Source organism: Bartonella sp. SL317, assembly GCF_059687655.1.
This window is the reverse complement of sequence record NZ_CM185144.1, coordinates 155,536-175,026: the sequence shown is the minus strand read 5'-3', so window position 1 is coordinate 175,026 and position 19,491 is coordinate 155,536. Positions and strand designations below refer to the sequence as shown.

The 19,491-nt window shown below is 35.7% G+C and carries 11 protein-coding genes and 1 pseudogene; 6 read left to right on the top strand and 6 right to left on the bottom strand.

Features of this window, described 5'->3' with window-relative positions:
• Positions 1–823: 823 nt before the first annotated feature.
• A complete protein-coding gene (locus AC6ER9_RS00735) occupies positions 824–1,663 on the bottom strand; it encodes a DUF1460 domain-containing protein (protein WP_497075242.1) in 840 nt (279 codons plus the stop codon).
• A 727-nt stretch (positions 1,664–2,390) separates the two neighbouring features.
• Here AC6ER9_RS00735 and AC6ER9_RS00730 point away from each other — a divergent pair.
• From AC6ER9_RS00730 to AC6ER9_RS00720, 3 genes and pseudogenes are all read left to right on the top strand, one after another.
• The gene (locus tag AC6ER9_RS00730; protein WP_497074573.1) at positions 2,391–3,611 is read left to right on the top strand and encodes an MFS transporter; all 1,221 of its coding nucleotides are present in this window, start codon (positions 2,391–2,393) and stop codon (positions 3,609–3,611) included.
• 310 nt (positions 3,612–3,921) lie between these two features.
• A pseudogene (locus AC6ER9_RS00725) lies at positions 3,922–4,092 on the top strand (integrase arm-type DNA-binding domain-containing protein); the annotation flags it as partial.
• A 1,230-nt stretch (positions 4,093–5,322) separates the two neighbouring features.
• A complete protein-coding gene (locus AC6ER9_RS00720) occupies positions 5,323–5,664 on the top strand; it encodes a hypothetical protein (RefSeq protein ID WP_497074572.1) in 342 nt (113 codons plus the stop codon).
• 198 nt (positions 5,665–5,862) lie between these two features.
• On the opposite strand, the gene carA is transcribed toward AC6ER9_RS00720, so the two are convergent.
• Entirely contained in the window at positions 5,863–7,059 is a 1,197-nt protein-coding gene (carA, locus tag AC6ER9_RS00715) for a glutamine-hydrolyzing carbamoyl-phosphate synthase small subunit (RefSeq protein ID WP_497074571.1), read from the bottom strand.
• A 260-nt stretch (positions 7,060–7,319) separates the two neighbouring features.
• Between carA and AC6ER9_RS00710 the strand changes: the two genes are divergently transcribed.
• Positions 7,320–7,772 (top strand): GatB/YqeY domain-containing protein, encoded by a 453-nt coding sequence (locus AC6ER9_RS00710; RefSeq protein ID WP_497074570.1) that lies wholly within the window; start codon positions 7,320–7,322, stop codon positions 7,770–7,772.
• Between the two features lie 689 nt (positions 7,773–8,461).
• Here the strand turns inward: AC6ER9_RS00710 and ubiC are convergent.
• The 4 genes from ubiC to AC6ER9_RS00690 form a co-directional block, all read right to left on the bottom strand.
• Entirely contained in the window at positions 8,462–8,971 is a 510-nt protein-coding gene (ubiC, locus tag AC6ER9_RS00705) for a chorismate lyase (RefSeq protein WP_497074569.1), read from the bottom strand.
• 1,073 nt (positions 8,972–10,044) lie between these two features.
• Complete coding sequence (locus AC6ER9_RS00700) at positions 10,045–10,296, bottom strand: GlsB/YeaQ/YmgE family stress response membrane protein (protein WP_100128479.1); 252 nt, start codon at positions 10,294–10,296, stop codon at positions 10,045–10,047.
• A gap of 1,174 nt (positions 10,297–11,470) precedes the next feature.
• Positions 11,471–13,177, bottom strand: coding sequence for a Na/Pi cotransporter family protein (locus AC6ER9_RS00695; RefSeq protein ID WP_497074568.1), 1,707 nt, complete (start codon positions 13,175–13,177; stop codon positions 11,471–11,473).
• Positions 13,178–13,248: 71 nt separating this feature from the next.
• A complete protein-coding gene (locus AC6ER9_RS00690) occupies positions 13,249–14,466 on the bottom strand; it encodes a mechanosensitive ion channel family protein (RefSeq protein ID WP_497074567.1) in 1,218 nt (405 codons plus the stop codon).
• A gap of 136 nt (positions 14,467–14,602) precedes the next feature.
• Here AC6ER9_RS00690 and dnaG point away from each other — a divergent pair, with 136 nt between their 5' ends.
• Together dnaG and rpoD are read left to right on the top strand one after the other, a co-directional pair.
• A complete protein-coding gene (gene dnaG / locus AC6ER9_RS00685; protein ID WP_497074566.1) occupies positions 14,603–16,540 on the top strand; it encodes a DNA primase in 1,938 nt (645 codons plus the stop codon).
• Between the two features lie 383 nt (positions 16,541–16,923).
• On the top strand, positions 16,924–18,939 hold the full coding sequence (gene rpoD, locus AC6ER9_RS00680; protein ID WP_497074565.1) for an RNA polymerase sigma factor RpoD: 2,016 nt from the start codon (positions 16,924–16,926) through the stop codon (positions 18,937–18,939).
• The last annotated feature ends 552 nt before the right edge of the window (positions 18,940–19,491 follow it).

Below are 19,491 nucleotides of genomic sequence, written 5' to 3'. Positions count from 1 at the left end.
ATACATTGTGTTTTGAATGTTTTCTTTTGTATGAAGGGAGGGGGGTTCATTCAAAAATGAAAAAATAAAAGATAATGCGTATATCTTTACTCTTTAAAAGATAGTGCTTGTGGATACTTTAGAAAATCGCAAAGCTGAACGAACGAATGATCGTAAAGATGGAAATCTTTTTTTATTGATGCCTTCATACTCTCTTTCAATGAGGCTGTCTTCTTATTAATTTTATTCAGTTATACAATAGACTCATTCATAATCTGACATCCATATTTTGCAACTGCCTCTACAATAGTGGTGTATCTGATCTTTATCTCAAATATGCTGCTGCTTTAGGGAGATTTTACTTTATAAACATTCAGAAAAAGCAAAGACTTTTGAGAAAAACGAAACCATAAATTCAAAAATTTATATGCCATAAATTGGAGAGATAGATAAAATTTTTATAAAATACTTTGCAAGACAGCAATCATAACATATCTAGCTTTATTTGCTTCTACAAGAAAATATACGTCGTTTTATTTTCATACAGATTAGAGTGGCGATAATCTATAGATAATTCTTGGTTGCGAATATGAAAAGAAAGCGCGATATAATAACAGAGTTTTGCTTTTCTTCAGCTTTCAGTCAGTAAAAATGATTATAAATCCGCTATTTCTTTAAAAATGATTTTATCGTACCGATATATAAAGTGAGATCAAAACGATTTTTTTGCTCTTAAAATGAAATGTGACTCTATTTGTATAGTTTGTATGAATCTCGATGTTTATCTAAATAACTTCAGTATTGCTATTTCAGAATAGAGAAGCTCTTCCTTATCATTATGATGTTATTCGATGGCTCTTAAAACAATGATTCCTGGTGTTTTTGCAACATAATCCATAAAGGGAGAATCAACGACTTTTTCATTTTCTTTTCGTGAAGAGGCATTTCGTAACATTGGGCCTTTATCTGTCATGATAAAAAAACCCACATGTGTCACATCTAATCCAGGAAGTTTTGTATAAATGCCGATGAAATCGCCTGATTTTAAATCACTTATAACCTTATCATCAATAAAGTTACTTGGAATATATGTTATGGTGCGTTTTACAACTGGAAGTCCAGGAAGATAGTTTCCACCATCGGTTTTTTTATTGAGATATTTTTCTGTGCTCACTGCATGAGGACTTATTTTAGCGGTAATATCAGTGGCGAGTTTATATTCTCTATAAGCCCAGTCTGTAAAAAAATGTTTTCGACTTAAAAAATGAATATTACCCTTAATGTAACGCGTTCTTATGACGTTATTGATGAATTCTTTTGGAGATGTTGATTTGCGCAATGCTTCAACATAATCTAGATAGGTGAAGCAATCTAAGCCTCTAAAATCAATGATTAGTTTTTCTGGTGTATTTTCTGAGCCATGTAACATATTGGCTTTGTAAGGCGTTCCTAAAAAAGCTTTAGAAAGAAAGTCAATCAGGACTCCTTTTTCGTAATCATTTGTTTCTGCACGTTTTTTAAGAATAGCATTTAGTTTATCTAAAGTATAAGGATCTAGCACTACCTTGGTTATTTGTTGTTTTTCTATTTTATTTTCTACCCCCCCCTCTTGTGAATCAGAATTTTGAACATCACATCCTGTCACAAACAATAAAATGAGAATTAATGGGGATATTTTTCGCATTTTATACACCATTTTTGAATTAACCGTGTTCATAGCCAATTTTCACTAAAAGTGTTATTTTCTCACACTCAATTGAATCTCGATAATAGCATATAATCATTGAGAGCCTCAACAGATGACATCATGGTTTTTTTTGAGGTTGCAAAAATTACAAGTGATAAGAATAGCTTCTAAAACGACAGAATAAAAAAATACTTTTGTATAAAATTCTTTATTGTATTTAAAATATGATAATTTTTCTACGGTGTTAAGCTATTGTGATACTGCTGCTTTAGCTTTATCGTATATTTTGAGGGTAAAAAACTTTAAGGGTTTATCTTTTTTAAGGTTTCAATTGTTGTAGGTGATCTGATCGATCAAATAGCATTAAACTTATTAAAAATAGTTGTTATGAAAAAAGACAATGATGTTTGATAAAATCAAGCATAGTTTCTCTAAAACTGTTATAAATATGCTATATTGACAGATGTTTTATTCATAGTTTGTTTGTATAGATATTTATTTGTACACTATAAAAATATTTTTTATTGTTTTAAATTAATATACCAATTAAAATGAAATTTTATATTTTAATATTGACTCTTTATTAAATTTTTATTTTATTATTATCTTTGATAAGAATAGTAGACGAAGGAAGTTAATAGAGAGTACTTTTAAAAAGAATGAGCGCGGGGGAGTACCTGTATGTGTAAAAATAACTGTACGTGTAAAATAGTGTGTATGTGTTATGCAAGATCAGATGCTCAATCCGAAATTTGTTCAGCGTGGGCTCATTTTAGTCTTCATCGCTTTATTGTTAGATATTCTTTGTATTGCCATCATTTATCCTGTTTTGCCTGAATATTTTTCTCAGTTAACTGGAAAAGATGTGAGTGCATCTTTTGTAGAAAGAGGAAAATTAGTTGCAGCTTATTCAGGGATGCAGTTTTTATTTGCTCCTGTTCTTGGCAATCTTTCTGATCGTTATGGTCGTCGTCCTATTTTGCTTGTTTCTATTATCTGCTGTGCTCTTGATAATTTCATATGTGCTATAGCATGGAGTTATTCTATGGTATTTATCGGGCGTCTTTTGTCAGGGACAAGTGGTGCTAGTCTTGCAACTTGTACAGCTTATCTTGCTGATATATCCGATGAAAAAAACCGTACACGCAATTTTGGTCTTTTAGGTGTTGCATCCGCATTAGGGTTTATTTTAGGGTCGTTTGTTGGTGGTTATTTAGGTCAATTTGGTCCGCGTATTCCGTTTTATTTTGCCGCTGGTGTTTCACTCATTAATTTTATTTTTGTTTGGGTTATGCTTCCTGAAACTCTTTCTTTATGGAATAGACGCTTTTTTGATATTAAACGGGCAAATCCCTTAGGCGCTTTTTGGCAAATGAAGCAATATCCGATGGTTCTTTGGGTGTTGTTGGTCTTTTTTCTTTATTGGTTTGCAGAATCACTATGGCTAAGTATTTGGGCATTCATTGCGAAAGAGCGCTATAATTGGAGTTCGTTTTCTATTGGGCTATCCTATAGCGTTTTTGGGATAGTTCAATTTATTGTCATCGCTCTTCTTTTGCCTTATTTTTCTAAGCGATGGAGTGATTGGCGTATTACTATAGTGGGGCTTTTGTTTGCATCCGTTGCTATGCTGGGTTATACATTTGCAACAAAGGGGTGGATGGTTTATATGGTTTGTGTGTGTACAATGCTTGAATATCTTGTTCATGCACCTATCCGTTCTATTGCTTCGGCGCAGGTGCCGATAAATGTACAAGGAGAACTACAAGGAGCGATGACGTCTGTTATTTCATTGAGTTTAATATTTGGTTCGATTTTTTATGTTTTTCTCTTTGAATGTTTTGCAGATAAAAACGCACTGTTTTATTTTTCTGGTGCTCCTTTTGCTGGAGGATTTTTACTTCTTGTCATTGCAACGATTATTTTTACCTTGCGGGTACGTTAATTTGTTGAATAGGGCTGGTAAAAATATTGTACTAGAGAATGCACCAAAAATCATCATTTGATAGGCAGATTTTTTTGTGATGTTATCATGTTTGTCAATCAATATTCACACTTAACGCAATCGCTCATGTTTAAAACAAATCCTTGATTTATAATGATAATTAACAGTTTCGCATATTAAATGAGAGTTCTGAATAGCGTAAGATTCTCTCATTTCAAATCTATTTATGTTGAATCAATCAAAACCACTCATTTGCACATAACAAGTGGGATGAGGGTGTGGATCAAAACTATATAAGAAAGGACTAAAAATGGCTCTTATGAACCGTCTTAATGCAAGGTCTGTCGCAACATTGGCGGCTGGCAAATATAATGATGGTGCCGGCTTGTTACTCCATAAGCGTAAAGATGGGGGTGATCAATGGATTTACCGTTATACCATTCATGGTCGGCGCCGTGAAATGGGCTTGGGTGCTTTAAGAGGTCTCTTTCAGACAAAGATTAAAACGGTTCAAAGCTACCTGAGCAGTTTTCGTTGTTGTATGCTAGAGGGGAGCAAGCCTATTGCGTATCTCTGTTTGTATAGTCTCTAAAACAGGAAGACAATCTAATTTGGGGAGAATATGAAGTTTTAAAGATGAAAAACAATCACTTGTCTTACCATCTCCTTTCAATTCTGTTTTACGGCTTTCAAAAGCATTGAGAGCAATGTCTTTTAAATAATGAAGATTATGCATTGTCTCGTGCTTTTGTTTGTTGCGTTCTGGGGGCACATCCCTTATGAATTTGAGAATGCCATTGCATTGTATATTAACTGGCTTGCTTTAAAAAGACATCTTTCAAAGTACGTAAACTCCATTTCACGACGTTGTCTGTCAAGGGTATAACAATAAGCCATTGAGCCCCTCCATCTTTACGCTAGTGAAGAAGCAAGCTGGCACTATCATACTATTTACCAAGCCTTCAATGTTTGCGGGTCAACCCTTAACACTTGAGATGGTTCTTTAGTCTTTTTTTGTACCGTTTTTACACAATAGCTCTGCTTTTAATGGGAAGGCAAGCGATTTGGATTGATTCAACAAGAGAGAGATTTTAAATGAGAGAATCTTACGGTACTCAGGTTTCTAATTCAATATGAATAATGATTATTATATTTAAAATCAATGTCTTATATGCATCATAAAGCTCGTGTTTTTTTCTGTATTTATCCTTATCCTGTGCTCACAGAGCAGCATATTGAAAACAAAAATTACTTCGGTGTTGGATGTATGAGTGTTGTACAAATAATTTCAGATTTTTTTATGCTCAAATTAGGAGCAAAATATTGCGTATATTCGTTTGCATCATTTCTGGAATTGAAAAAATCTTATGTGAGAAGAATGTAAGGTTGTATCTATCAGTCACTTTTTTATTTGATTTTATGGCTTTCAAAACTATCGATGGGAATGTCTTTTAAAGAGTGAATATTTGTTGTTTTACTTTTTTTAATAGGAAGGATGCCTCTCCTGCATAATAGAATATTTAAAATTGTATTGTGAAAGCAACGTCTATTTAAAGAGATTATTTTTAATGGGGGTGCACTAATTTTAAGATGGTGTAGGTTACACAATATGAGGCAAAGGTTACTATAAATGATATAAGGTTCATACGACCATTGTACCCTCTATAAAAGATGCTGCACTTTCGTTCATTTTTTACTTTGTTGCTTTTCAATGTTGCGATATCTTTTGGCTCTTGGCTCTTGGCTCTTGGCTCTTGGCTCTTGGCTCTTGGCTCTTGGCTCTTGGCTCTTGGCTCTTGGCTCTTGGCTCTTGGCTCTTGGCTCTTGGCTCTTGGCTCTTGGCTCTTGGCTCTTGGCTCTTGGCTCTTGGCTCTTGGCTCTTGGCTCTTGGCTCTTGGCTCTTGGCTCTTGGCTCTTGGCTCTTGGCTCTTGGCTCTTGGCTCTTGGCTCTTGGCTCTTGGCTCTTGGCTTTGATACGATTATACATTTACTCCTTTTAAAAAATAGTTTTTTATCGACATATTTATCTTACTTGGAGTATGTAAATCTATGATTTTGATTGATATAATCCTAAAAGGAGGGGCATAAGAATAAATAGGGGGAAAGTGATAAAACTTTACGCTGTGTCTACTGCTCTCATTTAAGTTGTAAAATAATGATACTTATTCCATAAGTTGTCTGTAACAATATGGTGATGGGGAGGAAAACGGTATGTTTGGAAAAAGAAAAGCGAGAAGGGAGGCATTTAATTTTAAGATATTTTTTTATAATTCATAATGAGATCAGAAAAATGTTGAAAGAGATAGTGGCTATCTTGCGGTCCGGGAGAAGCCTCAGGGTGATATTGAACAGAAAAGACGGGTTTACCAATGATTCGAATACCACAATTTGAACCATCAAAGAGAGAAATATGTGTTTCTTGAACATGTTTTGGTAAAGAGGCTGCATCGACAGCAAAACCATGATTCATTGATACAATCTCAACTTTTCCAGTGTTAAGGTCCTTAACGGGGTGGTTGGCGCCGTGATGTCCTTGGTGCATTTTCATGGTTCTTGCTCCAACTGCCAGAGCAAGAAGTTGATGACCAAGACATATTCCAAAGATCGGTAAATTATAATCAATCAATGTGTTGATTGTTGGAAGCGCATATTGAGCTGTTGCTGCGGGATCTCCGGGGCCATTAGAAAGAAAAATACCATCAGGATTCATGGCTAAGATTTCTTTTGCCGTTGTGTGGGCAGGCACAACAGTAATGCGTGCTTTTTGCATCGCTATAAGGCGAAGAATGTTGCGTTTAATACCATAGTCAATGGCAACAATATGAAGATTGTGCACATTATTTGTATCATATCCTTTATTCCAACGCCAAGGTTCTTCATTCCACTGCATTGATGATTGAGATGTTACTTCTTTTGTGAGGTCAAGATTGACGAGACCATGCCATTTTTGTGCACGTTTTTTTAAAGAAGGGATATCAAAATTTCCATCAGGATCATGTGCAATGACAGCGTTTTGAGCACCTCTTTCACGAATGAGAATTGTGAGGGCGCGTGTATCAATACCACAAAGTGCAATAATTTTACGCGCTTTAAGCCATTGATGAAAGTTTTCATTGGCACGATAGTTTGAGGGATGGGTGATGTCTGCCTTAAAAATAGCGCCAACAGCACTATGATAGTTGGGAGGGGTGAGCGCTTCGATATCTTCACTATTTGCCCCTACATTTCCTATATGAGGAAATGTAAAATTAACGATTTGTTGTGTGTATGATGGATCTGTGAGAATTTCTTCATAGCCTGTGATGGCGGTATTAAAACACACTTCAGCTTCAGCAATACCTGTCGCACCTGCTCCTTTGCCTTCAATGACGGTTCCATCCGCTAAGACTAAAAGGGCTGTAGGTTTGTTGATACTCCAAGAGCTGTGAGATGAAGTCGTCTGTATCATAGTGTGTATCCACAATTTATCCTCTGAAAGGCATGATGATCAACCTTACAAAAAAATCATACCTCTAACAGATGCTGTGTCTATTATTCTAGTTATGTTTTGCTTAAAATAAAGTGTATAAGGGTATTCCATGAAGAGGTAAAGTCTTGTTTTTATCTTTTCATAAGAATGCGTTCTTAAATTATTTTTTATTCTGCATTGAAAGATGGATAAAGATTGGTTAAAAGGCGCTTTCTGCTTAAACAAAGTTGGATAAGTTTATGTTGCGTGACCGGATTGATGGGGCTCTTAAGGCTGCTTTGAAAGCGCAAGATAGTGAGCGTCTTGCTACACTTCGTTTAATGAATGCTGCGGTTAGGGATCGTGATATTCTTTATTATGATGAAGGGAAGTTAGAAGTAGATGATCAGCAGATACAGTCTGTTTTCACGAAAATACTTCAGCAGCGTGAAGCTTTAATGCGTGTATATAAAGAGTCTGGTTGCTTGGAGTTAGTAGAAAAAGGACAAGCAGAAATAGACGTTATTCGTGAATTTCTTCCCTATCAACTTAAGGAGAGGGAAGTAGAAGAGGTTATTTGTGAAGCTTTGGCACAAACAAAAGCTGAAAAATTACGTGATATCGGTAAAGTGATGGCGTGGCTTAAGGAACGGTATGCGGGGCAAATGAATTTTTCTAAAGTATGCAGCAGTCTTCGTGAAAAATTGCAATAGATTTTATCAATTTAAAGAAACTGGGAAATATTTTTTATTGTGCGAGACCCCTTGTCCGTCAGTAGAATGTTGCTCATATTATTTATATTATACGTAAAGCTCTTATCAAAAAAAATACTCCTCTGAGATGAATGAGTCTGTTTTTGCGGAGATCATGGGGCAATAAAATACTTTTTCTCTCTTATATTTTGCTGTTCTTCAAAGCTATTACATTATTTAAAAAATTATAGTTTTTTACTGTTAAAAAGATTTATTGTCTGCAGAGTTAAAGATAAAAAATAGGATGATAAGAAAAAGCGAACTCATCCAAATTTCAAACTTCTTGTAGGCGTGTATTTTTGTTTTTTTAATGATTCAAAGCGCTTATTTAATTCAAGAGTGTTGGTTATTTGGCAAGAAGTTTAAATTCAGATAATCTTATCAATATGGTGCGTATTTTCTTAATTTGAGTGCTGGTTTTCATGAGTGTGATAAGATAGGCAGGACTTTAAAACGTCCTTTTTAATAGAACATATTTTAAAGCTGACATAGTAAAACTCAATTTAAGCTGAGATAATGAAATGAAAAAATTTTCGAAAAGAAGTCTTTGTGTGGAATCTGTATTGAGATGATTTTGAATTTTTTTTGTTTGGTTAAATTACGTATAAGCTATAGAAAATATATAAATTAGGTAAAAAATGAGTATTCTCTTATTTATGGGGGAGATACAATGGTGAGTCTTTCAAAAATAATTCAGTTAGTAACAATGGCTTATTCGTTAGACGCAAACGGGAACGGCGTGCCCATAGCGTGCCTTGTTGGCCAATATGAATGTAATCGCGGGTTAGTTTGCCACTGTTAAATAAATAGTGTCCGAGGGGGACAGTTCCCAAATGAACTAAGGCTTGATTATGGTGAAGGGTTTCTTGTGGAATGACAGTGCGTCCAAGGAGCCAAGGTTTATTATCTCCCATTAATATGACTTCGCGTAGCCAATAACGTACACTTTTTGGGAGATGTTCTGCTTCTTCTTTTAATTTATCTCGTGTAATAAAACATTCGCGTTGTGGTTGAACTTTGAGACAAGTGCAATATTCTTTTAATCGCCGAGTCATCGAGCCTGTTTCCATGAGCCAATCACGAATATTGTCTGATACAGGAGGATTTTGATCAAGGAACCATTTTAAAGGTGGTAAGATGGAATCTTCAAGATCTGACATCGTTTTACTCCACATCTAAAATTCTATTTCGTATGTTATGCTGAGTGAGCTAAAAAGATGGTTTTATTGTAATACAGGCGTGTAAAAACAACAAGATTTTAACAGAAAAGTATCAAAGAAAAAATCGAAAGCAAAGATCTTTAAAAAAAAGATATGCGGAAAATAAATTATAGCGTTATTTTTATTAAAATAGCAAACTAATCTATAATGCTTTATTTAAAAAGCTTTCACATAATGTCTTGTAGATTTTTCTTGATAACATGAAGAGAATGAGTGGGGTATTTCATGCTTTAACATTCGTTTGTAATGGCATATGAAAAAGGGCTGAAGAATTTATCTATGTAAGAAATATAAAGAGAAAAGGTTAAGAGGCAAAAAACTTAATTCTATACTTTAAAAAATTGAAAGTATATTAAAATTTTAATATTTTAAAATAGTTTATTTTATTTATCGTAGTTTTTTAACTTATATAATATTTAATACAATACAATTATTACTTAATTTATATTAAATTATTTTTAATGTCCTTTAATTGATAAAGAATAACAAACATGAAAAAGAAAAGGAGCACATATCAAATTTATAGTATTTATTTTTCATATTAGAAAGATTATTTTTATCCTTTTGCGCTTATTCTATAATCTCTTAAGAATGCACAACAGCTCTTTGGTTTTTTAATCAAAATGGGCTTGTCGATGAAGTGTATAAGCGTTAAGTATTACGCGGTAAGGTTTTTAATCATCATTATTCGTTTTTGTAACCTGTTGCTATGACAATGAGATGAGCTAGATTTGCACGTTTGGTGTAAAAAAACGGTACAAAAATGAATTCGTATTTCATTAAAACAATGCATATACCCTTCTTGATATCCGTAGGCTATCTATAAATATGGAAGAGTACATAATAAAGTCTCTACTACTTTTCGTTAAGATGTATGATGATGTATGCTAGAAATTCATAGCTTAAGCATCTCACCATCATATCAAAAACTGCTGAATGCGTTATGGGGAAATATTTCAAAATATTCCAGTTGTTTTATTAAAACCCAAAAGGTGATTGAATAAATAAATGTTTTATGATCGAATTTTTCGTCCTATCCATATAAGAATACAGGCACCTATAAAACCTGAAATAAGATAACCAAGCCAACCAGCAAAGCTTACGCCTAAAAGACTAAAAAGGAAGCTTGCTAAGGCAGCGCCAATAATCCCTAAAATAATATTTAACAATATTCCTGTTTGGCTTTTCATAATATACTGCGCAGCCCAACCTGCAACCCCGCCGATAATGATAGCTGCAATCCAACCGATATTTGCATTTTCCATGATACTCTCCTTTGCCTGAACTTAGATTGTAACTAGAGTAAACTTTGTAAAAAACAAGGTTTATACCTTTTTTACCCAGAGAAAAGGATATTTCTGTCAGATGTTTTCTTATTACTTTCCAGTATATTAAAATAATATACATATTTATATTAGTATAATAAATGATATATAATAAATATTATTTCGTAAATAGTTTATTAATCTATAACTATGAAACTCAAAAAAATAATATTTTTAAACTAATTTAATATAATATGAAGTGTATTTATAGTTTTTGAAACTATATTTCTCTCAAAAATTTTAAGTTTGCCAATTGCTATCAATATTGTTTGAAATAAGATTAAAACTGTTTTGTTAATACGTGAAAAATGCTGTATAAGTTTAAGCTCTAAAAAATATTAATATAAATATTTATTAACATAAACAATTGTAATGGGGGCCTCTTTATCGGATATTTCTTTATTTTGCTGCTCCTGTGAAGTGGTGGCTTTTTTACAAGGTAAATTGAAGCTGGTACGATCATATTTTTTGCCATTTCCTTATAGAAATCTTTTTCAACACGCCTAGGCTTTATTTTACGATGGCGCCTGTGAAGGGTGGTAAACTTATTGAGCACCCTCATCTTTAGGCTTCATAAAAGAACAAGCCGTCACTATCATACATTTGCCACGAATGTTGTGACAGTTCTTGGTTCTTAAGACGGTTGATAAGAGGCGTGTTAAGTTTTTTGTATACTCCTTGTATCGCTTCACTTTACGTAGAATCCTCTGCTTTTGACCTACAAGCGGATGGTTTTGATTAATTTAACAGGGAACAGATTTGGAATAAGAGAGTCTCACGTTATTCGTAAAGACTCATTCAACATAAAAAGTAAGCTATCATTATATCAACATCTTGTTTTATGTGGCACATAGTCTTTGCTTTGAAAAAGTGAAGCCTTCTTTCTTCAAAAGCTTTGTTCTACATGGCTAAATCGCTTGTAGAAGTGCAAGCGAATGGTTTTGAGGAATTCATTATGAATAGATTAAAAACGAAAGAAATTTACGCTATTGAAAAGAGCTCATTTAAGTCATTATAAAATATTTGATTAAATTAATATATTAAGCAAGATATTTGAATGTTCAAAACCTCATCATGGCTGGGATATGTTTCTTATTTGATTTATTTTAAAAGTTTAAAGTTTTTCTGTCTCTTTTTCAGCAGATTTTTCTTCAACTGGATTGCGTAAGCGCGAACTTTGAAGAAGTCCTTGTTCTTCTAAAATAGGGTAGATCATTGAGGTCAACAGAGAGTTAATTTGCTTAAGGTCACGGACAGTGTCGAGATGAAGACTGGATGATTCTACATTTTTAAGGTCTCCTTCACGTAAGCGTTTAAAATGTTTTAAACTCATCTCTTTTTCCAAGTTTCGTAGTTCATCCTTTTTTTGAACCAATAGATGGGCAGTGTATGTGTCACGGGAGATAAGAACATTAAAGGCGATATGCGCGTTGGCTAGAACAATGCTATGAAAACGAAGAAGATCTCCCCAACCCTCACTGCTGAACTTTAAATTTTTTTGTTGTTTCTTTTTAACCAGCATCAGCATATTATGGATAATGATATCACCTGCTTGATCTAATTTTATACAGGCGCTTAGAAGTTCTTGCATTTGAAGAGCTTCTTCGTCTGATAACTTTTGTCCTGCTAATCGTGCAAGATAAAGTTTGATAGCGGTGTGTTTTTTGTCCAATATGGTATTTAGTTGATTGAGTTCAGCAATAATATTAGGATCAGGCTTTTCATAAAGTCCCATGATTTTTTCTAGCATGATGTCGACAAGGTCACAAATATGAATGACCTCACGCATGACATTGGAAAGGGCAAGAGTAGGGCGTTCAAGAACACTCTCATCAAGAGCTGTTTGCTCTGATAAATTGAGCGTTTTATCGATTTGCGTCTTGCTTGCACTTATATGAACAATTTGAGTGGTCAATTTTAAAACCCATTTTGAAAGCGGTATGCCAGCAAGGAGAATGAAAACATTAAAAATGATATGGGCATTGATGACTTGAGTAGGGGCATCATTGCCAAGCCATGTGATGGGGGGCTGAAAGGCGAGAAATAAGATCAGTACAAGGATTGAACCAGCGCCACGCATGAGCAAATTTCCTAAGGGAACGAGTCGGGTCTTGGGAGAAGCATTGCGTGTTAAAAGGGGGGCTATAAGAGAAGAGCCAAAGTTGGCACCAAGAACCATGATAACGCAAAGTTGTGTATGGATAAGGTCGTAGTTGGCAAAATTGACCAGCAAAATGATTCCTGCAATGGATGAATGTAAGAGGTAGGTTAAGGCTGCAGCCAACAAAAAAGAGGAAACAGGATCGGTTGAAAGGTAACGAATGATGCTTGGCAAAACTTCGCTATCGCGTAAAGGTTCTGTCGCTGTACTGATCATTTGTAAAGACAAAATCAAAAGACCAATACCGATGACAATACGTCCTATTTGGCGCCATTCACGTTTTTGTGTTGTCATGAAGATACAAGTGCCAATTAAAAGACAAAGGGGGACAACAAGTGTGAGATCATAGGTAAGAATTTTAACAACGAGTGCTGATCCTAATTCTCCTCCTCGTACAGCCATAAGTCCGGCTACTCCAGAGACAAAACCAGATTCAACAAAAGAGCCAACGAGGAGTGTGATGGCTGTCGAACTTTGTAGAATCATCGCTGTAAAAAGCCCGAAACTTACAGCAAACAATGGTTTTGAAATGACGTGGCGCATGTTATATTTAAGCTTGTCACCATAGGCACGTTCAATTCCTGTGCGCACCATACGTGTGGCCCAGAGAAGGAGAGAAACAGCGCCAGCAAGATGGAGGAGTACCAATGAACCATTCATGATACTTTATTCTTTCTTGGTTGTTTATGAGTATGCTTGACTCAAAATTGATTAATTGAAGTTTATTGTTTTTACTTCGTTTTTGCTTTAAATACTTGATTAAAATCAGAACCGCTAGGATTTTGAAAAACCTTTAGACCAAAACAGGGAAGAATAGAATAAAGGTGGTCAAAAATATCACCTTGAATTTGTTCATAGTCTATCCAAACGGTGGTGTTCGTAAAGCAATAGATTTCCAAGGGTAAACCATTTTCTGTAGGAGGGAGTTGTCGGGCCATAAAGGTCATATTGGGGTTGATGTTGATATGCTGTTGTAGATAAGAAAAAACATAAGCACGAAAAGTTCCAACGTTGGTTAAACGGCGTGTATTGGCTAAAATATCAGGATTTTTATCTAATTGAGCGTTCCATTGATCAATTTCTTTTCTTTTTTTCATGAAATAATTTTCTAATAAATTAAAGCGGGAAAGATATTTTTGTTCTTCTTCTGTGAGAAAACGGATACTGGATTGATCAATAAAAAGGGAGCGTTTAATGCGTCTGCCACCTGATTCTTGCATTCCACGCCAATTTTTAAAAGGATCGGTTACAAGTTTACGGATAGGAACTGAGGTGATGGTGTTGTCGAAATTTTGAACTTTAACAGTATGGAGGGCAATTTCAATAACATCACCATCAGCACCAAGATTGGGAATTTCAATCCAATCTCCAACACGAACCATATCGGTGGATGAAATTTGAATGCCGGCAACAAGAGAAAGAAGTGTATCTTGAAAAATTAACATGAGAACTGCGGCCATTGCACCAAGACCGGAGAAGAGAATAAGAGGGGAGCGGTCAATTAATGTGGCAACCATTAAAACTGCCGCAATAGCAAAAAGTGCAATTTTAGCAATTTGAATATATCCTTTTATTGGTTTTAAGCGTGCTGTTGGTCGTTGTTCGTAAAGGATGTTAACGATATTGAGACAAGCAGAAACGGTTAGAACAACAAAAAGGATAATAAAGGCGTTGGCAACATTATCAATGACAGTACTGAATGCATTGGGCAATGTTGGGATAAAATTAACACCAGTTGAAAGGATAAAAGCTGAAATGCTATTCGCTAGGTATTGAATAACATTGTTAATATCGGTCGCTGTCTTCTTGGGGAGGAAAGAAGAGAGCTTTTGGGCTCCGTGAATAAGTAATTTTCGTCCTATAAAGTTGATTAAAAGGGCAACTATAGTAAGAATAATAAGCCAGGAAATAGCTTCCAACCACGGATATTGAACAATAAATTCGATCACTTTTTCACTCTCCATTTTTAAAATTATAAGCAGTTGAGAGATTAAAATTTTACAACTGCTTAAGAGGAAGTCTTGGAATTATGCTCTAAAGTCGTTAAATATGCAAAACAAGAATTTTTAACCTCTGTGAGAGATAATGCGTTTCCCGCCTGATTTCCTTGATGAACTACGTAGCAGACTCCCAATTTCTACAGTGATTGGCCAGCGGGTGGACTTTGATCCTCGAAAAAGTAAGCCTTCACGGGGAGATTTTTGGTGTTGTTGTCCATTTCATGGTGAGAAAACACCTAGTTTTCATTGTGATGATCATAAAGGGCGCTATTATTGTTTTGGTTGTGGTGTAAGTGGCGATATTTTTACCTTCCTATGCGAGCTTGATGGATTACACTTTTCAGAAAGTGTCGAGCGTTTGGCTGATTTTGCAGGAATGAAACTACCCATTTTGGATCCACAAAATCATCAACGTCAAAGGGAAAAAGCTGATCTTTATGATGTGATGAAAATTGCTACAGATTTTTTTCAATATCACTTACGTGATAAAGGAGGTGCGCAGGCACGTCGTTATTTGGAGGCACGTGGTGTTACGCAAAAGCTCATAGAGCGCTTCCGAATCGGTTTTGCGCCGGTGGGGCGTACAGCTTTGAAAGAAGCTTTAAGTGCTCGGGGTATTTCAATAAAGCAAATGGAAGAATGTGGACTTCTCACAGCCCATGAAGAGAGTGCGGATTCTTATGACCGATTTAGAAATCGCATTATGTTTCCTATCGAAGATTTGCGCGGACGTGTGGTGGCTTTTGGAGGACGTGCGTTAGAGAAAGAGACACGAGCAAAATATCTCAACAGCCCTGAAACAGTGCTCTTTCATAAGGGAAATATACTTTATAATGCAGCTGCAGCTCGTAAAAATAGTCGTTTTGTTGGCGATGAAAAAAATCATTCACTTCTTGTTGTCGAGGGGTATATGGATGTCATTGCATTAACTAAAGCCGGTTTTGAATGCGTTGTAGCGCCTTTAGGGACAGCATTAACGGAAGCGCAAATTGAGCTTTTATGGCAAATGGGCAAGGAGCCTATTTTGTGTTTTGATGGGGATGATGCTGGTTTAAAAGCTGCTTTTCGCGTTGCTGATCGGGTATTGCCTCTTTTAAAGGTTGGGGTTTATGTGCGCTTTGTTTTGTTGCCACAAGGAAAAGATCCTGATGAAATTGTTTGTGATGGTGGTGCTCCCCTCTTTTCTTCTTTTTTACAAAAGGCAATTCCTTTGATTGAGCTTTTATGGTGGCGGGCTACCTATGGAAAGCATTTTGAAACTCCAGAGTCACGAGCAGCGCTTGAAAAACAACTCAAACAACAAATTTTTACGATTAAGGATGAAAATGTCCGTCGTTATTATTTGCAAGATATAAAACAACGCCTTTTTGATTTTTTTCGTCCCTCTTTTTCGAAAAAAAAGAGAGGAGGGCGATATGATCAATTTTCATCCAATAGGATCTTTAAAGATCAATCCTTTTCTCTGTTAGAAAATTCTGAAATCGTACGAAGCTCTTCGCAAGCTATTCCTTTGCGTGAAGCTGTGATTTTACTCACTTTAGCTTATTACCCTGAGTTATGGCATGAAAATTTTGAAATTCTCTGTGCGTTAGAATTAAAAAACATACAATTGATGTATTTTCACCAAACAATGTTGGAAATTCTTGGGGATCAGCCGCTTCGTGATAAAGAGACAATGGTTGCGTTCTTAGAAAAAAGAGGGCAAAAGGCTTTATTAGAGCGTATGAAACATCTTGTGCAAAATATTGGCATGCGTATTATCTTTGGAGGTGCTTCCATAGAAGATGCACGTGCTATATTAAAACAAGCTGTCTACTTGCATCTTCAGGAACACCACCTACATAAGAGGTTACAAGACATTGAAGAGCAACTTGTAGAAAATCCTAAGAGTGAAGTTTTTGATCTGCTTCGTGAGGTAAAAAATGAACTAGAGCAGATGCAGGAAACAGAAGCATTAATTGAAGGATTTGGAAGTTGGCTGGATGAAAAAGTAGACGGGAATACACAAGATAGGATAAAATGATTCGCTTTTTTAATGCGAATCAGTCACTTAAATTTTAGATGAGGAATTTTATGTGGAGTGGCGTTTTCATAAAGATGACACTTAAATTTTAGAATAAATTTTAGGAAAAGCGGGAAATTGGTTCTTACGATAGGGTACAGAGATTATCTCAGAAGCGTTGAGAGGTGTCGGGGAAACTTCTAGAGTTTTCCCGCGTTTTTGTCTGAATGGCAGGTTTATCTGGATGGTATAGCATATACAAAATGTATTCTTTCCAATAGTAATCTCTTAAAAGGCAGTATATATGAGAAACTATTGGTTGGTTTAAGTGAGAACAAAAAAAGCTGGTCACATGGAAACTATGGTTACATGAAAACGATGAAGTGATCGAGTGGAGTTATGGTATGGCAACAAAGGTTAAACAGAAAGATAATGCAGAAGTAACAAGCCAAGCGAGTTTGGATGGTCCTCTTCTTGATTTTTCTGATGATGCCATCAAGAAAATGATTAAACTTGCCAAAAAAAATGGTTACGTGACGATGGATGAACTCAATGCCGTTCTTCCTTCCGATGAGGTTACATCCGAACAAATTGAAGATATCTTGGCGATGTTTTCTGAGATGGGGGTTAATGTTGTGGATGATGAGGATGAAGTTGAGTCTGAAAATTATGAAGACGAAGGTGCGGTAGAAGGGAGGGACTTAGTAGAGGCCTCTAGCCATGCAATTACAACGACAACGAATAAGCGTGAAGTAACAGATCGTACAGATGATCCGGTACGTATGTATTTGCGTGAGATGGGAGCTGTTGAGCTTCTTTCACGGGAAGGCGAAATTGCCATTGCCAAGCGTATTGAAGCAGGGCGTGAGACAATGATTGCAGGACTTTGTGAGAGTCCTTTGACTTTTCAGGCCCTGATAATCTGGCGTGATGAATTAAAAGAACAGCGTGTTCTTCTTCGTGAAATTATTGATCTTGAAACGACTTATGCTGGTCCAGAAGCAAAGCAGGCTCCTGTTATCGAGCGAAGTGAAATTGATAAGATAAAAGAAGAAAAAATATCTTCTGGTATCCGTAATATGGGGGAAAATGTAGGAGAAAGAAGCATTGAAGAAGATGATGAAGAAGATGAGGATGATGTTAACTTATCTCTTGCTGCAATGGAAAATGAGCTTTGTCCTCAAGTTATGGAAACATTAGATTTTATTGCTCAAACCTATCTAAAATTACGAAAATTACAAGATCAGCATGTTGAAAGCAGTTTGGCAGAGCGTAAAGAGGGGGCTCTTACAGCTTCTCAAAAGAAAAAATATATTCAATTAAAGGGTGAATTGGTTCAAGCCGTAAAATCTCTTTCTTTGAACCAAAATCGTATCGAAGCTTTGGTTGAGCAGCTTTATGACATCAATAAGAGATTGATTCATAATGAAGGTAAGTTGAAACGAATCGCTAACAGCTATGGCATTGGCCATGAAAGTTTTTTGAAAGAATACCAAGGGCGTGAATTAGATGCCGATTGGATGAATTATATTGCTACTTTGCCTGCTCCAGGTTGGAAAGAATTTTCAATGCGGGAAGCAAAAGAAATTCAAAAATTGCGCAGTGAAATACAAAATCTTGCGCAAGAAACAGCTATTTCAATTGGTGAATTTCGTCGGATTGTTATGCAAGTGCAGAAAGGTGAACGCGAATCAACCATTGCGAAAAAAGAGATGGTCGAATCGAATTTACGTCTTGTCATTTCAATTGCAAAAAAATACACCAATCGTGGTTTGCAGTTTCTTGATCTTATTCAGGAGGGCAATATCGGTTTGATGAAGGCTGTGGATAAGTTTGAATATCGGCGTGGCTACAAGTTTTCAACTTATGCCACATGGTGGATTCGTCAGGCCATTACACGTTCAATTGCAGATCAGGCACGCACTATTCGTATCCCTGTTCATATGATTGAAACAATTAATAAAATCGTTCGTACTTCACGTCAGATTCTCCATGAAATTGGACGAGAGCCAACACCAGAAGAGTTATCGAGTAAGCTTTCTATGCCCTTAGAAAAAGTGCGGAAAGTTCTTAAAATTGCAAAAGAACCTATTTCATTGGAGACGCCTGTTGGCGATGAAGATGATTCCCATTTGGGTGACTTTATTGAAGATAGAAATGCATTATTACCCATTGATGCTGCTATTCAAGCTAACCTGCGCGATACGACAACACGCGTTCTTGCTTCTCTCACGCCACGGGAAGAACGTGTTTTGCGGATGCGTTTTGGGATAGGGATGAATACTGATCACACACTAGAAGAAGTAGGGCAACAGTTTTCAGTGACAAGAGAACGTATTCGTCAGATTGAAGCAAAGGCACTTCGTAAATTAAAGCATCCTAGTCGCTCACGAAAATTACGCAGTTTTCTCGATTCTTAAATAAAGGAATTGATGCATTTTAATCATTCCCTCCTTCTTTTTATGGAGGGGGTGTTGTGTATTCAGCTTCTTTTTTGAGAAAAATATGAGAACATTTTGAATAATCTAAAAAGTTTACGATATTTGGCGTTTTTCGTCGTTTTAGGGCTTTGTACTTCTCTAGTCTGAAAAGGATATATAGAAGAAAAAGAGTGGTTATGGAACAAGAGGTGAGGGGAACGCTTTCAAGAAATGAATGATACAATATTGTCTTTCTTAGAATGATTCGTTTTTTAGAAATAAGATAGCTCAAGAATAAACTATAGGGCAGCGTGCTATCTTTTGGATGAAAAAGGTGTATCTTTCACAGAATTATTCTATCATTTTAGGTGACATATTTTTCTTTTTGTCAGTTGAAAAAGGGATTTTTCAATAGGTTGTGTTTATTTATGGGTACTATTGTTTGAATATTTTCCTTTTCTTCAGGTAGATTTTTAGAAACTTTTATGAAGTATGCATTGAGTTGAATCCTTGTAAGAGACGGAATTATAGAGTTAAGCTTTTAATTTTTTC